Annotated in this window: 16 protein-coding genes; 7 read left to right on the top strand and 9 right to left on the bottom strand. The window is 65.7% G+C overall.

Going from position 1 to position 16,065, the window contains the following annotated elements; translation table 11 throughout:
• Positions 1-10 precede the first annotated feature (10 nt).
• From RMCB_RS03865 to RMCB_RS03840, 6 genes are read right to left on the bottom strand one after another with little or no spacing between them, the layout of a single operon-like run.
• Positions 11-1,486, bottom strand: coding sequence for an aldehyde dehydrogenase (locus tag RMCB_RS03865; RefSeq protein WP_062827694.1), 1,476 nt, complete (start codon positions 1,484-1,486; stop codon positions 11-13).
• A 26-nt stretch (positions 1,487-1,512) separates the two neighbouring features.
• Positions 1,513-3,018: a xylulokinase gene (locus tag RMCB_RS03860; protein WP_062827693.1), complete on the bottom strand. Its 1,506-nt coding sequence runs from the start codon at positions 3,016-3,018 to the stop codon at positions 1,513-1,515.
• Positions 3,015-3,728: a class II aldolase/adducin family protein gene (locus RMCB_RS03855; protein WP_029369791.1), complete on the bottom strand. Its 714-nt coding sequence runs from the start codon at positions 3,726-3,728 to the stop codon at positions 3,015-3,017. Before RMCB_RS03855 ends, RMCB_RS03860 begins: the two co-directional genes overlap by 4 nt.
• A gap of 12 nt (positions 3,729-3,740) precedes the next feature.
• Positions 3,741-3,980 carry a hypothetical protein gene (locus tag RMCB_RS03850; RefSeq protein ID WP_062827692.1) on the bottom strand — a complete coding sequence of 80 codons (240 nt, stop codon included), beginning with the start codon at positions 3,978-3,980 and terminating at the stop codon, positions 3,741-3,743.
• Positions 3,977-4,765: an FAD-dependent oxidoreductase gene (locus RMCB_RS03845; RefSeq protein ID WP_062827691.1), complete on the bottom strand. Its 789-nt coding sequence runs from the start codon at positions 4,763-4,765 to the stop codon at positions 3,977-3,979. The genes RMCB_RS03850 and RMCB_RS03845 overlap by 4 nt, the downstream gene beginning before the upstream one ends.
• Positions 4,762-6,195, bottom strand: a complete 1,434-nt coding sequence (locus RMCB_RS03840) for an NAD(P)/FAD-dependent oxidoreductase (protein ID WP_062827690.1) — start codon at positions 6,193-6,195, stop codon at positions 4,762-4,764. The genes RMCB_RS03845 and RMCB_RS03840 overlap by 4 nt, the downstream gene beginning before the upstream one ends.
• A 201-nt stretch (positions 6,196-6,396) precedes the next feature.
• Between RMCB_RS03840 and RMCB_RS03835 the strand changes: the two genes are divergently transcribed.
• Entirely contained in the window at positions 6,397-7,935 is a 1,539-nt protein-coding gene (locus RMCB_RS03835; RefSeq protein WP_062827748.1) for an APC family permease, read from the top strand.
• Positions 7,936-8,064: 129 nt separating this feature from the next.
• Here the strand turns inward: RMCB_RS03835 and RMCB_RS03830 are convergent, their stop codons facing one another.
• Positions 8,065-8,418 carry a UBP-type zinc finger domain-containing protein gene (locus RMCB_RS03830; RefSeq protein WP_072278402.1) on the bottom strand — a complete coding sequence of 118 codons (354 nt, stop codon included), beginning with the start codon at positions 8,416-8,418 and terminating at the stop codon, positions 8,065-8,067.
• Between the two features lie 32 nt (positions 8,419-8,450).
• On the opposite strand from RMCB_RS03830, the gene RMCB_RS03825 reads away from it, so the two are divergent.
• Positions 8,451-8,894, top strand: coding sequence for an SRPBCC family protein (locus RMCB_RS03825; protein WP_062827688.1), 444 nt, complete (start codon positions 8,451-8,453; stop codon positions 8,892-8,894).
• Here RMCB_RS03825 and RMCB_RS03820 read toward each other — a convergent pair whose 3' ends face one another.
• Positions 8,895-9,380 carry a carboxymuconolactone decarboxylase family protein gene (locus tag RMCB_RS03820; RefSeq protein WP_062827687.1) on the bottom strand — a complete coding sequence of 162 codons (486 nt, stop codon included), beginning with the start codon at positions 9,378-9,380 and terminating at the stop codon, positions 8,895-8,897.
• A 157-nt stretch (positions 9,381-9,537) separates the two neighbouring features.
• Here RMCB_RS03820 and RMCB_RS03815 point away from each other — a divergent pair, with 157 nt between their 5' ends.
• On the top strand, positions 9,538-10,923 hold the full coding sequence (locus tag RMCB_RS03815; protein WP_062827686.1) for an FAD-dependent oxidoreductase: 1,386 nt from the start codon (positions 9,538-9,540) through the stop codon (positions 10,921-10,923).
• A 9-nt stretch (positions 10,924-10,932) separates the two neighbouring features.
• Here the strand turns inward: RMCB_RS03815 and RMCB_RS03810 are convergent, their stop codons facing one another.
• Positions 10,933-12,609 carry an alpha-keto acid decarboxylase family protein gene (locus tag RMCB_RS03810; protein ID WP_062827685.1) on the bottom strand — a complete coding sequence of 559 codons (1,677 nt, stop codon included), beginning with the start codon at positions 12,607-12,609 and terminating at the stop codon, positions 10,933-10,935.
• An 18-nt stretch (positions 12,610-12,627) separates the two neighbouring features.
• Between RMCB_RS03810 and RMCB_RS03805 the strand changes: the two genes are divergently transcribed.
• Genes RMCB_RS03805 through RMCB_RS03790 form a run of 4 tightly spaced genes read left to right on the top strand, consistent with a single transcriptional unit; the run spans position 12,628 to position 16,050 of the window.
• The gene (locus RMCB_RS03805) at positions 12,628-13,710 is read left to right on the top strand and encodes a CaiB/BaiF CoA transferase family protein (RefSeq protein ID WP_062827684.1); all 1,083 of its coding nucleotides are present in this window, start codon (positions 12,628-12,630) and stop codon (positions 13,708-13,710) included.
• Between the two features lie 57 nt (positions 13,711-13,767).
• A complete protein-coding gene (locus tag RMCB_RS03800; RefSeq protein WP_062827683.1) occupies positions 13,768-14,658 on the top strand; it encodes a universal stress protein in 891 nt (296 codons plus the stop codon).
• Positions 14,659-14,683: 25 nt separating this feature from the next.
• Positions 14,684-15,592 carry a universal stress protein gene (locus RMCB_RS03795; protein ID WP_029369780.1) on the top strand — a complete coding sequence of 303 codons (909 nt, stop codon included), beginning with the start codon at positions 14,684-14,686 and terminating at the stop codon, positions 15,590-15,592.
• A 14-nt stretch (positions 15,593-15,606) separates the two neighbouring features.
• Complete coding sequence (locus RMCB_RS03790; protein WP_062827747.1) at positions 15,607-16,050, top strand: SRPBCC family protein; 444 nt, start codon at positions 15,607-15,609, stop codon at positions 16,048-16,050.
• Positions 16,051-16,065: the final 15 nt, after the last annotated feature.

Genomic DNA, 16,065 nt, shown 5'->3' with positions numbered 1-16,065 from the left:
CTTCACGGTCTCAGCGCAGTGTCACCCAGATCGTCTTCAACTCGGTGTACTGCTCGAGCGCTTCCAGGCCGTTGTCTCGTCCACCGAACCCGGACATCCGGTACCCGCCGAATGGTGTGGTGATATCTCCTTCGCTGTAGCCGTTCACGGCGACCGTGCCGGCTCTGATTCCGCGCGCTGTGCGCAGAGCAACGTCGATGTTCTTGGACCACACAGTGGCTGCTAATCCGTATTTGGTGTCGTTGGCCAAGCGCAGCGCTTCCTCGTGGTCGGAAAAACTCAGCACCGAGACCACCGGGCCGAAGATCTCCTCGCGCGCCACACTCATGTCGGGTGTCACCGAATCGATGACGGTTGGGCGGGCGAACCATCCGCCGGAGTCGGTGAACATCCGATGCCCACCGGTGACGATGCGAGCTCCATCGGCGCGGGCTTGGTCGATGTAGCCCATCACGCGGTCCAGCGCCGACGCCTCTATGAGGGGACCGATCGTGGTGCGTTCATCGGTGGGTTCACCGACGACCCGACGCTCGGCCTGCTGAGCCAGGGCGGCGACGAAATCGTCCTTGATTGATTCGTGCACGAGGATGCGCGACCCGGCGCTGCAATTCTGTCCGGCATTCCAGAACGCTGCGTCGGCGAGGTCGGCCGCGACGGCGTCGAGCTCGTCGGCAAGGTCGGCCATGACGATCTGTGGGCTCTTTCCGCCGCACTCCAACACGATGCCTTTGAGGTTGCTGTCCGCCGAGTAACGCAGGAACGCTCGCCCGACTTCGGTCGAGCCTGTGAAGGTGACCATGTCGACGTCGTCGTGTAGGCCCAGCGCCTTGCCTGCGACGTGGCCGAGGCCCGGAGTCACGTTGAACACCCCGGCGGGTACGCCCGCCTGGTGCGCGAGTTCGGCGAGCCGCAGTGTGGTGAGGCTGGCCAGTTCCGCGGGTTTGATGACCACCGAATTGCCCGCGGCCAATGCCGGGCCGATTTTCCAGGCCAGCATGGCCATCGGGAAGTTCCAGGGGAGCACTCCGCCGACCACCCCGACCGGCTCGCGGACGATGAGCCCGAGATGGTCGGCGCCGGTCGGTGCGGTCTTGCCGAACACTTTGTCCGCCGCCTCGGCATACCACCGGATGGTCTTGAGCACGTCGGGCAGGTCGAAGTCGCGGCAGTCGGTGATCGGCTTGCCGGCATCTATGGCCTCGGTCAGGGCAAGCTCGTCGCTGTGCTTTTCGATGAGATCGGCGAACGCGAACAGGATTGCCTTGCGGTCGGCTGGGGCTAGTCGGCTCCATGTGCCGCTGTCGAATGCCGCACGAGCGGCGGCCACGGCGCGGTCGATGTCAGCCTCGCAGCAGGCGGCGAGGCTCGCGATCGCAGTACCGGTTGCCGGTGCGAGTGTGTCGAAAGTTGCTCCGTCACATGCATCGACGAAATCGCCGGCGATGAACGCCTGGGTCCGGATGGTGTCGGGAAGCGTTGGTGTCATGGTGCTCCTTTGTCGGTGGGTTGTCGTTAGCTTCTCGCGCCGACCGGAAGCGAGGCGAGGTTGGGGAAGATGCGGCGACGAATCGCCTCCCAGTGGTGCTGCAGCGCGGCATATCGTTCCGACTCGACCGCACGTGGACGCACCGGCGGTGCGAGTTCGAGAACGACCGCCAGTGCTGTTGCCGCAGAATCGAAAAGGTCTGTCGCCAGACCCGCGAGAATCGCGGCACCAATGGCGGGGGCTTCCACGCGCAATGACGGCGTGATCTGCTGACCCATGACATCGGCTTTTATCTGGTTCCACAGGTGGCTGCGGGCCTCCCCGTCGGAGATGGTGAAACAGCGTGCGCTGTGGCGACGCGAGGCCACGACTTCGAGCAGGGCTGGATACTGAAAGGCAATGCCTTCCAGCGTCGCCCGGGTGAAGTGGGCTCGGCGGTGATGGCCCGCGATTCCGTAGTACACGGCCCGGGCCGAATCGTCCTGCCACGGCACCGAGGCGCCCTCGACGTAGGGAAAGCACATCAGGCCATCGCATCCCGGTTCCACCTGGGCGGCTTCGGCGATGAGTTGTTCGTATGTACAACCGTCGCCGAAAACGGTCCGGAACCATCGCAGCGTCGTGCCGGTACCTGTGGCCACCATCTCGTGCAGGTAGCGGCCGGGTATCAGGTGCGGCATCAGACCGATCACGCCCGTAGGGTCGAATTTGGGTTCGTCGGCGACGATCCGCCAGCTCATCGATGATCCGGTGCCGATGCTGACGTCGCCGGGATTGATCACCCCGGATCCGAGGGCGGCGGCCGGATCGTCACCGCCGCCCGCGACTAGCAGGGTGCCTGGCAGTAGGCCGAGTTCGTATGCTGTGCTGCCGAGTTCGCCGCGGACGTCCCATGGCTGGTATTTGACGTCCGGCAGTATCTCGCGCGGGATCCCGGCCTCCTCGCAGGTCTGCGCATTCCAGTCCTCACTGCGCCAGTCGTTGAGGATGCTGCGTGTCGGTCCGGTGGGGTCGGTGCCGATATCGCCGGTGAGTCGCAACGCGAGGTAGTCCTTGGGTTGCAATGCAACCCGAACGCGGGCCCACACGTCGGGCAGATGCGCCTTGGTCCACGCCAGGTTGGGCAGCACAAGCCCGGGTATCGGCAACGTGCCGCTGCGGTCAATCAGGTCGGCTCGCCCCAGGCGGTCGTAGAGCCGGGTCGTTTCCGCTGGGTCGCGCCGGTCCGTCCAGTGGATGCAGGGCGTGAGTACTTCACCATCATCGTCGACCAGCACGGCGATGTCGCGTTGACCGACGAGGCACAGTGCCTTGACCTCGGAGGCTGACACGCCCGAGGCCTGCAAGACTTCCGAGACAGCGGCGGCCAGCGCGAGATACCAGTCCTCAGGGTCGTTTTCGGCCCAGTCGCGATGTGGGCGATGCATGGGATAGGTGTGTTCTGCCACCGCCACGACGCCGCGGTCGGGATGGACCAGGGCAGCCTTGAGGGCCGACGATCCGACGTCGGCCCCCACCACATACCCGCTCATGGGACCGGCTGGAACTCCGGTGCCGGAACCGGCTCAGGTGCAGGCAGCGGTTCGGGCGCACCGGGGAATTGGGCGTGGAAGTAGGAGGCGATCCAATCGACCTGAGCGGCAGGCAACTCGGGAACCTCGCCGAACTGTCGGGCCGCCAAGTACACCTCACAGGCGCCCTCGACGACAGAAGCGGTGTGAAACGCGTGCTCGAGGTCGGCACCGATGGCCAGGAGGCCGTGGTGTTGAAGGAAGGTCGCGCCTCGGTTGCGCAAATACGGCTCGGTGTAGGTGTACATCTGGTCGGTCTCGGGCTGCGAGTACGGAGAGGTGTACACGGCGCCACCCGTCGCTTCACACAGGCCAGTGAGGATCGGCGGAAGCGTCCAGTTCAATGTCGCGAACGTCATCACCGCCTTGCCGTGGGTGTGCACGATGCCGCCGATCTCCGGCCGATGCTTGCAGTACAGCGTGTGCATCTGGACTTCGGACGTCGGGGAGCGGCGGCCGTCGATCAGGTTGCCGTCGAGGTCCACGATCGCGATGTCTTCGGGTTCCAACAGGTCGTACTGCGTGGAACTCGGTGTGCAGGCGAGCAATTCGGGCTCGTCAGGAATGCGCACGCTGATGTTGCCCGCGCATGAGTAGACGAGGCGCTCGGCCTGAAGCTTGCGTGAGTAGGTGACGACCTTCTCGCGAATCTCCTGAAATTTGATGCCCATGGGTATTCCTCTCTATCGGTGGTGACGGTTGGATCTGGTCAGTCGAATCAGACCTAGGACAGCGGTGAAGCCGACGGCGCCGATGAGCGCCGGACGGGCGGCGACGCGGGCCAAACTTGGGATGTCGCCGGTGGTGATGGTGACCTGCGCGGGCCAGGCTCCTATCACTCCGTCGACGCGAATTCCGTTGCGGTGCAGATGAACCGTGCGTGGTTCGAACGGGAGCTCTCCGATGGGCGAACTGACTTTCATGAGGTTCCTCCGCTGCTGTGTAGCCAGTCGCGCATCGCTGTGGCGCCGGCCTGGAAGCGATCCTGTGTGTTTGTCGGTCGGATGGGCTGGTGGAAGACGACGTTGCCGTCGCCCGCGCCGAGAGCTCCGACGACATTTCGGTTGGGGCGTGGGTCGCCTGACAGGACGAGCGCGTCGCAGTTGACGGTGACGTCTCTCGTTGAGTGGCGCAATCGCACACCGGTAATCCGATCGCGGCCGATGACGGATAGCCGTGGCACTGGGTCGATGCGCTCGTCGGCCCACGATGCGCGCTCGGCGATGCCGATAACTCGGGTGCCCAGGCGCCGGCACATCGTGGCGACAGGTTGGCTCCACGGACCGTCGCCGAGGATGACCACGGTCTGCCATAGCCGCACTCCGGTGTGCAGCAGATGCTCGGCCACGGTGGCTGCCAGCACGCCGGCGGGACGGTCGCCGTCGATGCCCAAGTTAGCTGCGGTGGCCGGACGCAACCCGGCCGCAACGATCAGCTGCTTGCCCTCGATGTGGTGAAAGCCGCTGGGTGTGGCGACCGTCAGGGTGGTGCCGTCGAAGCGCATCGCGGTCTCGCCCAGCCGAAGTCGTACTCCACGTGAGGCGACACGTTCGACGAGGCGCCTCACGGTGGGACTTGACCAGCCGGCGCTGCCGCCGGCAACCGGAATCCGATCTACGACTACGACAGCGCCCTGCTGTGCCAGCTCCCACGCGCAGCCGAGTCCGCTTGGCCCGGCGCCGACGACGACAAACGGTGCGGTGATCATGCCCCGACCGTTCCTTGGCTGGTCTGCCGCACCGTCGCCGGACCAGTGTTGGTCGACAGGGCCGTCATGAAGGTGATCCCGGCCGAACACAGGGAGCCTTGGCAGCGACCGTATGCGGCGCCGGTGCGCTTCCGCACGCCGTCCACCGATGTTGCGGGAACGGGAGCGGTTAGGGTCCGGTTGATTTCGGCCGCACTGACATGTTCACAGGCACATACGATTTGGCCGAACAACGCGTCTTGGGCGAACAGTGCGTCCGGGTTGGCGGCCGTCCTCAATCGCGGCGACGGCGGCAACGCGATGACGGTGTCCGCGCGGTCTTCTGCTGGCAGTCCCGCTTCGCGCAGCAGCTCGAGCGTCAGGTCCGCGGCTGCGGGGGACAGGCTGACCCCGGCTGAGCGGTCGGTGCAGTGCAGCAGGTTGTCGACCCGCGTGTCGAACCGTAGCCGGTGCTGTTCGTCGCCGGCAGGTCGGTTCGCGGCGAATGTTTTGATCACCACGTCTGTGGTGAGGTCGGGGACCAGCCGTCGCGCGCTCTCGATGAGTGCTGCGACCGTGTCGTAGTCGGTCGCCTTGTCGTACGGGTCATCGATGTCCAGCGCGGTCGGCCCTAGCAATGCAGAGCCGTGCGTCGTCGGCACGACGTTGATGCCTTTGGTATCAGGCGAGTGCGTGCAGAAGACGATCGTGGACAGGCGCTCGGCGAACAGCCGGTCGATCACGGCGTACTGCCCCTTGCGGGGCCAGCAGTGCAGCGCCTCGCCACCGGCCAGCTGCGCGATCTGACCGGCTGCCACGCCCGCGGCATTGACGATGAATCGGGCCCGGACGCGTCCACGAGTGGTGCCGACGAGTGATGTCCCATCGTCGAGGCGATCGATTCGCTCCACCCGGGCGCCGAGTTGGAACGACGCGCCGTTGGTGACCGCCAGATCGGCGTAGGCGACGGTGAGTGCCATCGGGTCGATCACGCCTTCGTCTGGCATGTGGAGCCCGGCTACGCAGTCGGCGGTGATGAGCGGCTCGATGTGGCGCACTTGAGCGGGATCCAGAAGTTCGCCCCGAACGCCGGCCTGTTCGAGCTCGCCCAGCGTGTGATCCAGTCGCGATGCTTCGCTGTCGTTGAGTGCGACCATGACGCCGCCAATGCGCCGATAGGGAACGCCCAGTCGTGCGCAGAGTTCCTCCCATCGCGGGCAACTACGGTTGATCAGCTCCGTCTCGAGGGTGCCCGGAGGTCCGTAATAGGAGACAGCGACGCCGGCGTTGCCTTTGCTGGCGCCTTCGCAGACATCGTTTTCGGCCTCGAGTAGGCACACCGAAGCCGAAGTGGCTGACAAGCGAGCCGCAACGGCAGTGCCGAGGACTCCGCCGCCGATGACTGCGACATCGAACGACTCGTCGAACCCACGAGTGCCTGGCGTTTTCACGTGTGGCGTCCTTTCGATGGGTGGGATCTGTTGTGTGTTCTACCCGACACTAGCGTGCTGCGAACGTGCAAACGATCATTACATATGTTCGGAACAAACACAAACTATTGACGTTACGAACTTATGGGTGTTCACTTCGAGGTGATCTGCAGCACCAGTCCGTGCGTGGAGTTTCGGGACGCACGGGAAGAGAGGACTTCGATGACCCATCAGACCCCGGAGAGGGTTGACGCGAACAACGCCGATGAGCAGCACCTCGCCCGCCTCGGTTACAGGCAGGAGCTCCAACGCACGCTCGGCTCGTTCTCCACCTTCGCGGCCGGCTTCGCGTTCATCTCGATTCTCACGGGCGCGTTCCAGCTGTTCTTCTTTGCGTTTTCGATTGCAGGTCCGCCGTTCTGGTGGACGTGGCTCATCGCCTTCGGTGGCCAGATGCTCTTCGGCTTGTGCTTCGCCGAGCTGTCGACGCACTATCCGATCGCGGGTTCGGTGTACAACTGGTCCAAACACGTCGGAGGTAAAACCGCATCGTGGCTCGCCGGTTTCTCACTGACGCTGGCACTCATCGTGTCCACGGCGGCGGTCGCGCTGGCAATGCAGTTCGTGCTGCCCACCATCTCCGACATCTTCTGGATCTACGGTGATGGCTCTGGACCGTATGACGCGGCCACCAACGGGGTCATCTTGGGGGCGATCGCCATCGTCGTCGCTACCGTGCTGAATTCCCTTCCCGTACGGGTGGTCTCGTTAGTCAACAACGTCGGGGTCATCGTCGAGCTGATCGCCAGCGTATTTCTGATCGTGTTCTTCTTCTTCGCCGCCAAGCGTGGCCCGCAGGTGGTGTTCGACAGTGTCGGCCATGGGCATGACAACTCGCTGGGTCTTCCCGGCGCCATGCTCATGGCACTCCTGCTGGGCTGCTACATCATGTGGGGATTCGATACTGCCGGTTCGCTTGGTGAGGAGACGGTCAATCCCCGCCGCACCAGCCCTATGTCGATCCTGCGCGCGTTGGCCGCCGCCGGCCTCACGGGGGCGCTTCTGATGTTGGGTGCCCTCATGGCCGTCGGCGATCTCGGAGCCGACGAACTTTCCACCTCCGGGTTGCCCTATGTGGTGCAGGACGTACTCGGCAAGACGCTCGGCGACGTCGTGCTCGGTTGTGTCGTGATCGCCATCTTCGTCTGCATCCTGGCCAACCAAACTGGCGCCATGCGAATGATGTTCGCGATGAGTCGCGACAACGCTCTCCCCGCCAGCTCTGCGTTGGCTCGGGTGAACAAGGTGACCAGGGCACCGATCCTGACCGCTGTCATCACCGGAGTGATCGCCATCGGCATCCTGGTGCTCAACGTGCGGCAACCACAGATCTTCGTCGTCGTGACCAGCACCACCGTCGTCCTGGCGTTCATCGCCTACTCGATCGTGTCGGCATCATTTGCGCATCGCCGTCTCACCGGCCAGTGGCAGACCGACCGTAGATACTTCCACCTCGGCCGATTCGGTATCCCCGTCAGCATCGCGGCAACGGTGTGGGGAATCGCGATGATCGTGAACGTCGCCTGGCCCCGGCAGTCCGTCTACAACCCAGCTCCGCCGTACCACTGGTATCTGCAGTGGGGAGCGGTTCTGTTCTGCGCCACAGTGATCGGCCTCGGCTACGGCTATTACCGACTGGTCCAGCGGCATCGGATCGGAGTCCTGCCCGAGCACGCTGCGCCGCACGCCGACGGCGAATAGTCGGCGAGCTTCGACGTGATCAGTCGGGGTATCAGCGTGGAGGCGGCAGGGCGTCAGGCGCGGATCTCCGCGCGGACGTCTAGCAGTTCGACCATTCTCATCGAGGCCGGCCACAGCGATGATCAGAAACTAGTCTTGGCGGGCGCGCAGTTGTTGCACCCAATCGGCAGGCACGCGGCCCTGGGGCCCGGGCACGGGCTGGTCGGTGGGGTGGTTTTCGGGTGGGGCGAGTTCAGGGCCGTCGTAGTACTGATTGGACGAGTAATCCCAGAACCAGTCTTCCCCCGGCTCGAATGAGCGGATGATTGGATGACCGGTCGCCTGCCAGTGCGCTGACGCGTGGCGCGACAGCGAATCGTCGCAGCATCCGATGTGTCCGCACGCCGCACACCGACGCAGGTGCACCCACCAACCGCCCGCTGCATCGCATTCCACACATCCGGCGCCACTGGGCGGCACGGTCGGATCTACCGCACTGGTCATGTCGGCGAGCGTAGTCCGAGTACCCTCCCCGCATGGCAACCAGCGATTCCCGCGAAGTAGTGATCGAAGCGACCCCGCAGGAGATCCTCGACGCCGTCGCCGACATCGACGCAACCCCCTCCTGGTCTCCGCAGTACCAGAGCGCTGAGGTCATGGACACCTACGAGGACGGCAGGCCGCGTCGGGTGAAGATGACGATCAAGGCCGCCGGGATCACCGACACCCAGGTGATCGAATACACCTGGGCCGAGAACAAGGTGAGCTGGACGCTGATCCGGGCCACACAGCTCAAGAAACAGGACGCCAGCTACACCCTGACGCCCGACGGCGACAAGACCAGGGTCAAGTTCGACATCACCATCGATCTGGCGGTGCCGCTGCCGGGCTTCATCCTCAAGCGGGCCATGAAGGGCGGCACAGAAACCGCCACCGACGGCCTGCGCAAGCAGGTGTTGAAGGTCAAGAAAGGCGGCTAGCTAAGACGCCTGTGCGGCGAATTGTCCGGGCTGGTAGTCGCCTGCCGGCTGCTGGATGATGACGTTGAGCCGGTTCACGGTGTTCATGAACGCGATGAGGCACACCAACGCGACGAGTTGGTCCTCGTCGTAGTGTTTGACGGCGTTCGCCCAGACCTCGTCGGACACCCCGCCTGCCGCGTCGGCGATGCGGGTGCCCTGCTCGGCCAACTCCAACGCGGCCCGTTCGGCCTCGGTGAACACGGTGGCCTCGCGCCAAACCGCCACCAGGTGAAGCCGGGTCGGGGTCTCGCCGGCGAGCGTGGCGTCCTTGGTGTGCATGTCGGTGCAGAATGCGCAGCCGTTGATCTGGCTGATCCTCAGGGCCACCAATTGTTGTGTCGTTTCAGGCAAACTCGACGCCGTGATGACCTTGCCCGCCGCGGTGACGTGCTTGATCATCTTGGAGGCGGTCGCGTTTTCGAAGATGTTCAGTCGGGCATCCATGGTGTGCTCCTTCGTCGATCGGGCTTACGTCCTCTAGACACCGCGACTCGGCGGAATGTGACATCGACCAATGGGGTAGCGGGCTACTCTATTGCGCCACCGCCTGTGCGCCGGACAATTCCAGCGGCCCATTCGTCCAGCTCACCAGGGGTATTCCATGGAAAAACTCGGCGATCACGCATTGGTTCTAGGCGGCAGCATGGCGGGCCTGCTGGCCGCGCGGGTGCTCTCCGATTTTTACGAGACTGTCACCATCGTCGAGCGCGACGAGCTGGGCGATGACCCCGTGTATCGGCGTGGGGTTCCGCAGGGCAGGCTCATCCATGCGCTCTCCGCACGGGGAGCGCAGATCCTCGACGAGTTGTTCCCGTCTTTTCTCGACGAACTGGCCGCCGAAGGCGTTCCGAGTTGGTGCGACGGCGATTTCTCCAAGTTGTCCATCACGATCGGCGGGCACCAGATGGTGCGGTCCGGAAAATCGGTCCTCGACCCGATCACCATGCAGTACCCCAGTCGGCGGCTGCTGGAACGCGACGTGCGTCGGCGGGTGCGCGACATCGCCAACGTCACGACCCTGGACGGTCACGATCTGCTCGCGCTCACCGCGACGTCTGCGCGGGACCGCGTCACCGGCGCGCGGGTCACCTGCCGGAGCACCGGACATGAGTCGGCGCTCACAGCCGATCTCGTGGTCGACGCGACGGGGCGCGGATCCCGAACTCCGGTTTTCTTGGAAGAGTTGGGTTTTGGACGGCCGCGCCAGAACGAGCTGATGGTTCAGCTTGCTTATGTCGCGCAGCTGCTACGTATTCCGAAAGGTGTGGTGGAGCAGTACTTCACGGCGGTGATGCCGGTGGCGGGCCGTCCGAGGATGCTGGGTCTGATCGGATACGAGAACGACACCTGGATGTTCGCCGTCGGCGGGATGGCCGGCCTGGAACCCCCGCGGCAACTGGCCGAGATGTTGCAATTCGTCGAGGATTTCGCGCCCGCGGCGCTGCTCGACGCGGTTCGGGACGCGGAACCACTCGGGGACGTGGTCCATTACCGGGTGCCCTCCAACCGGTGGCGCCGCTACGACACCATGCACCGGGTTCCGGACGGATTGCTGGTCTGCGGTGATGCGGTGTGCAGCTTCAACCCGATCTACGGGCAGGGTATGACGATCGCGGCCGTCGAGGCCCTGGTGCTGCGCGACTGCCTGAGTCGCGGCACCCGGAATCTGCCCCGGCGTTTCTACCGGGCCGGCGCGAAGAAGGTACGGCTGGCCTGGCAGACGGCGGTGGGCTCGGATCTGGCGCTGCCCGAGGTGGCCGGGTCGCGGCCAGTGTCGATGCGGATCAGCAACGGTTACCTGGAGAAGGTGATGACCGCGGCCGAGACGGATCCTGATGTCGCCCAACAGTTTTTGCGAGTGGTCGGCATGATCGACGGCCCCACGCGACTGCTGCGGCCTGGTTTCGTCGGCCGGGTGGTCAAGGCCAACCGGCACCGGCAGGCGCACGACGTCATGGGCCTTCCGGAATCGATGACCACGGCATAGCGGCAGTCGTTACGACGCCCCACGGGAATTGGCCTCTGACGCCGACTGCGCCAGTTCGGTCAGCAGCGGTGGGATGTCCATCCGGGCCAGTACCGCCTCGATGAACACCATGCGGTCAGCTGTGGCGGCTGCTGCGGCCAGTGCGTCGGCGAGTTCCCCACAGGTGGTCACCCGGAAGGTCAGGGCGTCGGTGACCCCCAGCGCGGCGGGTAGGTCCGACCAGCGCCACGCGGTGATGTCGTTGTACTCCGCAGTCACACCGTGGATGGCACGCTCCACCGTGTAGCCGTCGTTGTTGACCACCACGACCACCGGCGCCAATCCTTCGCGGCCGAATGTGCCGAGCTCTTGGATCGTCAATTGCGCTGCGCCGTCACCGATCAGCAACACCGTGCGCCGGCTGCGGTCGGCCAGCCCGGCACCCAGTGCGGCGGGCAGGGTGTAGCCGATGGACCCCCACAGTGGTTGGCCTATGAACGTCACGCCCGACGGCAGCCGATGCCCCGCCATGCCGTAGAACGACGTACCCTGATCCGCCAGCACCACGTTGCCCGGTGTCAGAGCCTCAGAAAGGCTGTCCCACAACGTTTCCTGGGTCAATGCCGCGTCTCTGTCCGGCGTCTGGGCCTGGGTCCGCGTCGGTGCAGGCGGGAGTTCCGGCGAGGTGATCCCGCGTTCGGACAGGATCGCGGTGACGGCCTCCAGTGCGGCGGACATGTCCAGTGGCGCGTACACCTGCCCGGCGATCACGCTCTGGTTGGCGCCGATGTCGATGGTGCGGGCCGGGTCCAGGCGTTGGCTGAAAAAGCCGCTGACCATGTCGGTGAACAGCACCCCCGCGGTCACCAGCACCGGCGCATCCTCGATCACCTCGCGCACCGAATCCTCGCTGGCCGCACCGGCATAGATGCCGACGTAGTTCGGTGAACTCTCGTCCACCAAGCTCTTGCCCCACATCAGCGTTGCGTGCGGCACGGTATCGGCGGCCAGCAGCGCGTTGAGTTCCTTGACGCAGCCCAACCGGTGCACGAGGAAGTCGGCGAGCACCGCGAGGCGGTGGGTTCCGATGAGTTCGGCCGCCGCGGCCGTGAACAGTGCCAGCGCCCGCGGGCTGGTGCCCGCGGTGTAGCGCGCCAGCGGCGCGGCGGGAGGCTCGGTGGGGAAGCGGGCCACGTCGGTGGCGATCAGAAGATAGCCCGGACGCTTCTGTTCGCGGACCTCCGAGAGCACCCGGTCGATCTCGCGCGTCGCTGTGGCCGGCGCCAGATTGGCCTGGGCGCAAGTAATTTCGCGACTCATCCGCAGGAAGTGGTCAAAGTCGCCGTCGCCGAGCGTGTGGTGCACGATGCGGCGGGCGCCCTGCGCGTCCTTGGACGGGGCGCCGACGATGTGCACGACCGGTACGTGTTCGGCGTAGCTGCCCGCCACGGCGTTGGCGGCCGACAGCTCGCCCACACCGAATGTCGTTACCAGTGCCGCCATGCCGCGCAACCGCCCATACCCGTCGGCGGCATACCCGGCGTTGAGTTCGTTCGCGCCACCGACCCATCGCACGCGGGGGTGAGCCAGGATGTGGTCGAGGAACTCCAGCTGGTAGTCGCCGGGCACGCCGAAGATCTCGGTCACTCCCAGCTCGGCGAGGCGGTCCAGCAGATAGTCACCGACCGTGTAGGCGTTTTCGGGCATGCCGCTAGTGTGCCTCGCATGACCAAAACCGGCCCCTTGGATGGCGTGCGAGTTGTCGAACTCGGCGGCATCGGCCCCGGCCCGCACGCGGCGATGATGCTCTCCGATCTGGGCGCCGACGTGGTGCGGGTGCGCCGACCCGGCGGGCTCACCATGCCTGCCGAGGACGTGGACCTGCTGCACCGGGGCAAGCGCATCGTGGATCTGGACGTCAAGGCGCAACCGGACAAGTTGCTCGAGCTCGCCGCGAAAGCCGATGTGCTGCTGGACTGTTTTCGGCCGGGCACGTGCGAGCGGCTGGGTATCGGCCCGCAGGAGTGCGCTGCGGTCAACCCGCGACTGATCTTTGCCCGCATCACCGGCTGGGGTCAGGACGGTCCGCTGGCGCAGACGGCCGGACACGACATCAATTACCTGTCGCAGACCGGTGCGCTCAGCGCCATCGGCTACCGCGACCGCCCGCCGGTGGCGCCACTGAACCTGGTCGCCGACTTCGGCGGCGGATCGATGCTCGTGGTCATCGGCATCGTGACCGCGCTGTACGAGCGGGAGAAGTCCGGCAAGGGCCAGGTGATCGACGCCGCGATGGTCGACGGGGTCAGCATGCTGGCGCAGATGATGTGGACCATGCGGGCCACCGGTTCACTGCGCGATGAGCGGGAGTCGTTCCTGCTCGACGGTGGTGCGCCGTACTACCGGACCTACGAGACGTCCGACGGAGGTTACATGGCGGTGGGGTCGATCGAGCCGCAGTTCTTCGCCCAGCTGCTGGCCGGGCTCGGGCTGTCCGCCGACGAGATTCCCGGACAGTTCGAACTGGCCCGGTACGACGAGATGCGCGCGATCCTCACCGAACGGTTCGCCACCAAGACTCGCGACGAGTGGACTGAGGTGTTCGCAGGCACCGACGCGTGCGTGACACCGGTCCTGACCTGGGGTGAGGCCGCCGAGAACGAGCACCTGCGGGCCCGTTCGACGCTGGTGTCCCTCGACGGCGTCGACCAGGCCGCACCCGCACCGCGGTTCTCCCGCACGCCCGCGGGAACCCCGGGCACACCTCCGAAGGGCACCACGGCGATCGAGGACATCGGCTGGACCTGACCGGCCAGGGGACTTTCGGCCCTGTGGAACCTGCCGATTACCGACGAGCATCGAGGTATGACTTCCTCGGACAAGCCGGTAGTGGTCGGAATCGACGGCAGTGGCTCGGCCATCAACGCCGCCCGCTGGGCAGGCGGTGTAGCCGAGAAGTTCGGCGCGCCCCTGCACATCGTGTATGCGCTGCCGACCCTCGGCCGCAACCTGAGCCAGACCGCCGCCGCGATCACCGCCGCGACGATGTCGTATCAGCAAGACAGCGCCGATCTGTACCTCAAGGCCGCCGCCGACGCGGTGCGGTCGGAGCGAGCAGGACTCACGATCACAACAGCTTCGGTGAACGAACCCGCCGACGAGGCGCTGATCGAGGCCAGCCGAACAGCACAGCTGGTGGTGCTGGGCGGCAAATCGGTCACGCCCGCGGCAGCGGTGTTGGTGGGGTCGGTGTCGCTTGCGGTCGCGACGCGTTCCGCGTGCCCCGTGGTCGCATTCCGCGGGGACGCCGTCGCACCGGGGGATGGACGTGTCGTGGTGGGCGTCGACGACAGCCCCGCGGCCGCGGCGGCGCAGGCGGCGGCCTTTGCGTTCGCGGAGCGCTTCGGCGCGAGCCTCACGGCGGTGCGATCACTGTCGTTGACGCCGCCACCCGAGGCCGGTGTCACGATCCCATTCCTGATCGACTGGGAAGGTCTCGAAGCCGCCGAGCTGGTGTCACTGGCCGCGGCCGTCGAAGCCGAGAACACCAAGCACCCGTCGGTCGAGGCGGAATGCTTCGTCGAACTGGAATCCCCGGGAAAAGCGATCCTAAAGCATGCCTCCGGTGCTCAACTGATCGTGGTGGGAACCAGGGGCCGGGGCGCCGTGGTCGGCACGCTGCTGGGGTCGACGAGCCTCAACATGCTGCACCACAGCCCGGTGCCGGTGCTCATCTGCCGCAGTGCCGAGTCGTAAACCGCTGCGCGGAAAGGGGATTCGCATGTCTGAGGAGCAGGTTCGGCACGGCATCGTGGTCGGCGTCGACGGGTCGCCGTCGTCCGATGTCGCCGTGGCATGGGCTGCCCGGGATGCCGCACTACGTGGGGTGCCGCTGACCTTCCTGCATGTGCTGCCCATGGCCGCCGGGCCCGCATACCTCGACATGGGACTGCCGGACGATTACTGGGGCTGGCAGCAAAAGCGTGGACAGGAGGTGGTGGCTTTGGCGCGCGACATCGCCAACAAGGCCACCGCGGGGCAGGAACGCCTGCAGCTGGACGCCGCCGTCGTATCGGGCAACACGGTCGGCACGCTGGTCGATCGCTCGCGCCGCGCCGACCTCCTGGTCGTCGGCAGCCGGGGCCTGGGCAAGTGGAGCCGCCGGGTGCTCGGCTCGGTCAGCTCCAGTCTCGTGCGGCACGCGCACTGCCCGGTCGCGGTGATCCACGATGAATCCCATCCGGCGGATGACGCACCGGTCGTCGTCGGCGTCGACGGTTCGCCCGCATCGGAACTGGCCACCGAGATCGCTTTCGACGAGGCGTCGCGGCGCGGCGCCGAACTCGTCGTGGTGCACACCTGGAACGACGTCGACTACGAGTTCCCCGACGTCAAGTGGACCGATCTGACGCCCCGCGAGGACCGGATGGTCTCCGAGCAGCTGGCGGGCTGGTGCGCGCGCTATCCCGATGTGGTGGTGCGTCGGGAACTGATGCGCGGCAGGCCCGCACGAGAGCTGGTGGAGCAGTCCGATGGCGCCCAGCTGGTGGTCGTCGGTTCCCGGGGCAGGGGCGGATTCGTCGGCATGATGCTCGGCTCGGTCAGTGCTGCGGTGGTCGAATCAGTGCGGGTCCCGGTGATCGTCGCGCGCGGATCGGCGGAAACCGACGGTTTGCCGGGGCGGCAGTAACTACATTCGTGGGTATGGCCGTTCGCGCATCGCGAGAGGTCGTCTTCGACGCCCCGGCGAAGGCGATCATGGACGTCCTGGCCGATGTCGATGCACTCCCGACCTGGTCATCGGTACACCGGCAGGTCGAGATCGTCGATCGCTATCCCGACGGCAAGCCCCACCACGTCCGTGCGACCATGCGATTGCTGGGCATCACCGACAAGGAGATACTCGAATACCACTGGGGCGACACCTGGATGGTGTGGGACGCCGAGGAGAACCTGCAGCAGCGCGGGCAGCACGTCGAGTACAACCTCACGCCCGAGATCGACAAGACACGGGTGCGGTTCGACATCACGGTCGATGTGACCGTGCCGCTTCCCGAGTTCATCGTGCGGCGGGCCAAGAAGGTCGTGTTGCACGTCGCATTAGACCGGTTGCGTCAGCGCGTCATGGGATTGGCTCAGCCTGCGTAGAACGGAATAGCCGGT

The organism is Mycolicibacterium brisbanense (assembly GCF_001570425.1).
Classification (GTDB): domain Bacteria; phylum Actinomycetota; class Actinomycetes; order Mycobacteriales; family Mycobacteriaceae; genus Mycobacterium; species Mycobacterium brisbanense.
This window is presented reverse-complemented; position numbering and strand designations above follow the sequence as displayed.

What these genes read in the sequence shown, in the direction of transcription:
- RMCB_RS03860 (WP_062827693.1), bottom strand. Translation starts at nt 3,018, where the DNA reads ATGAGCGGGTATGTGGTGGGGGCCGACGTCGGATCGTCGGCCCTCAAG.
- RMCB_RS03830 (WP_072278402.1), bottom strand. Translation starts at nt 8,418, where the DNA reads ATGACCAGTGCGGTAGATCCGACCGTGCCGCCCAGTGGCGCCGGATGT.
- RMCB_RS03825 (WP_062827688.1), top strand. Translation starts at nt 8,451, where the DNA reads ATGGCAACCAGCGATTCCCGCGAAGTAGTGATCGAAGCGACCCCGCAG.
- RMCB_RS03855 (WP_029369791.1), bottom strand. Translation starts at nt 3,728, where the DNA reads ATGGGCATCAAATTTCAGGAGATTCGCGAGAAGGTCGTCACCTACTCA.
- RMCB_RS03835 (WP_062827748.1), top strand. Translation starts at nt 6,397, where the DNA reads ATGACCCATCAGACCCCGGAGAGGGTTGACGCGAACAACGCCGATGAG.
- RMCB_RS03810 (WP_062827685.1), bottom strand. Translation starts at nt 12,609, where the DNA reads ATGCCCGAAAACGCCTACACGGTCGGTGACTATCTGCTGGACCGCCTC.
- RMCB_RS03865 (WP_062827694.1), bottom strand. Translation starts at nt 1,486, where the DNA reads ATGACACCAACGCTTCCCGACACCATCCGGACCCAGGCGTTCATCGCC.
- RMCB_RS03795 (WP_029369780.1), top strand. Translation starts at nt 14,684, where the DNA reads ATGTCTGAGGAGCAGGTTCGGCACGGCATCGTGGTCGGCGTCGACGGG.
- RMCB_RS03850 (WP_062827692.1), bottom strand. Translation starts at nt 3,980, where the DNA reads ATGAAAGTCAGTTCGCCCATCGGAGAGCTCCCGTTCGAACCACGCACG.
- RMCB_RS03805 (WP_062827684.1), top strand. Translation starts at nt 12,628, where the DNA reads ATGACCAAAACCGGCCCCTTGGATGGCGTGCGAGTTGTCGAACTCGGC.
- RMCB_RS03845 (WP_062827691.1), bottom strand. Translation starts at nt 4,765, where the DNA reads ATGATCACCGCACCGTTTGTCGTCGTCGGCGCCGGGCCAAGCGGACTC.
- RMCB_RS03790 (WP_062827747.1), top strand. Translation starts at nt 15,607, where the DNA reads ATGGCCGTTCGCGCATCGCGAGAGGTCGTCTTCGACGCCCCGGCGAAG.
- RMCB_RS03820 (WP_062827687.1), bottom strand. Translation starts at nt 9,380, where the DNA reads ATGGATGCCCGACTGAACATCTTCGAAAACGCGACCGCCTCCAAGATG.
- RMCB_RS03800 (WP_062827683.1), top strand. Translation starts at nt 13,768, where the DNA reads ATGACTTCCTCGGACAAGCCGGTAGTGGTCGGAATCGACGGCAGTGGC.
- RMCB_RS03815 (WP_062827686.1), top strand. Translation starts at nt 9,538, where the DNA reads ATGGAAAAACTCGGCGATCACGCATTGGTTCTAGGCGGCAGCATGGCG.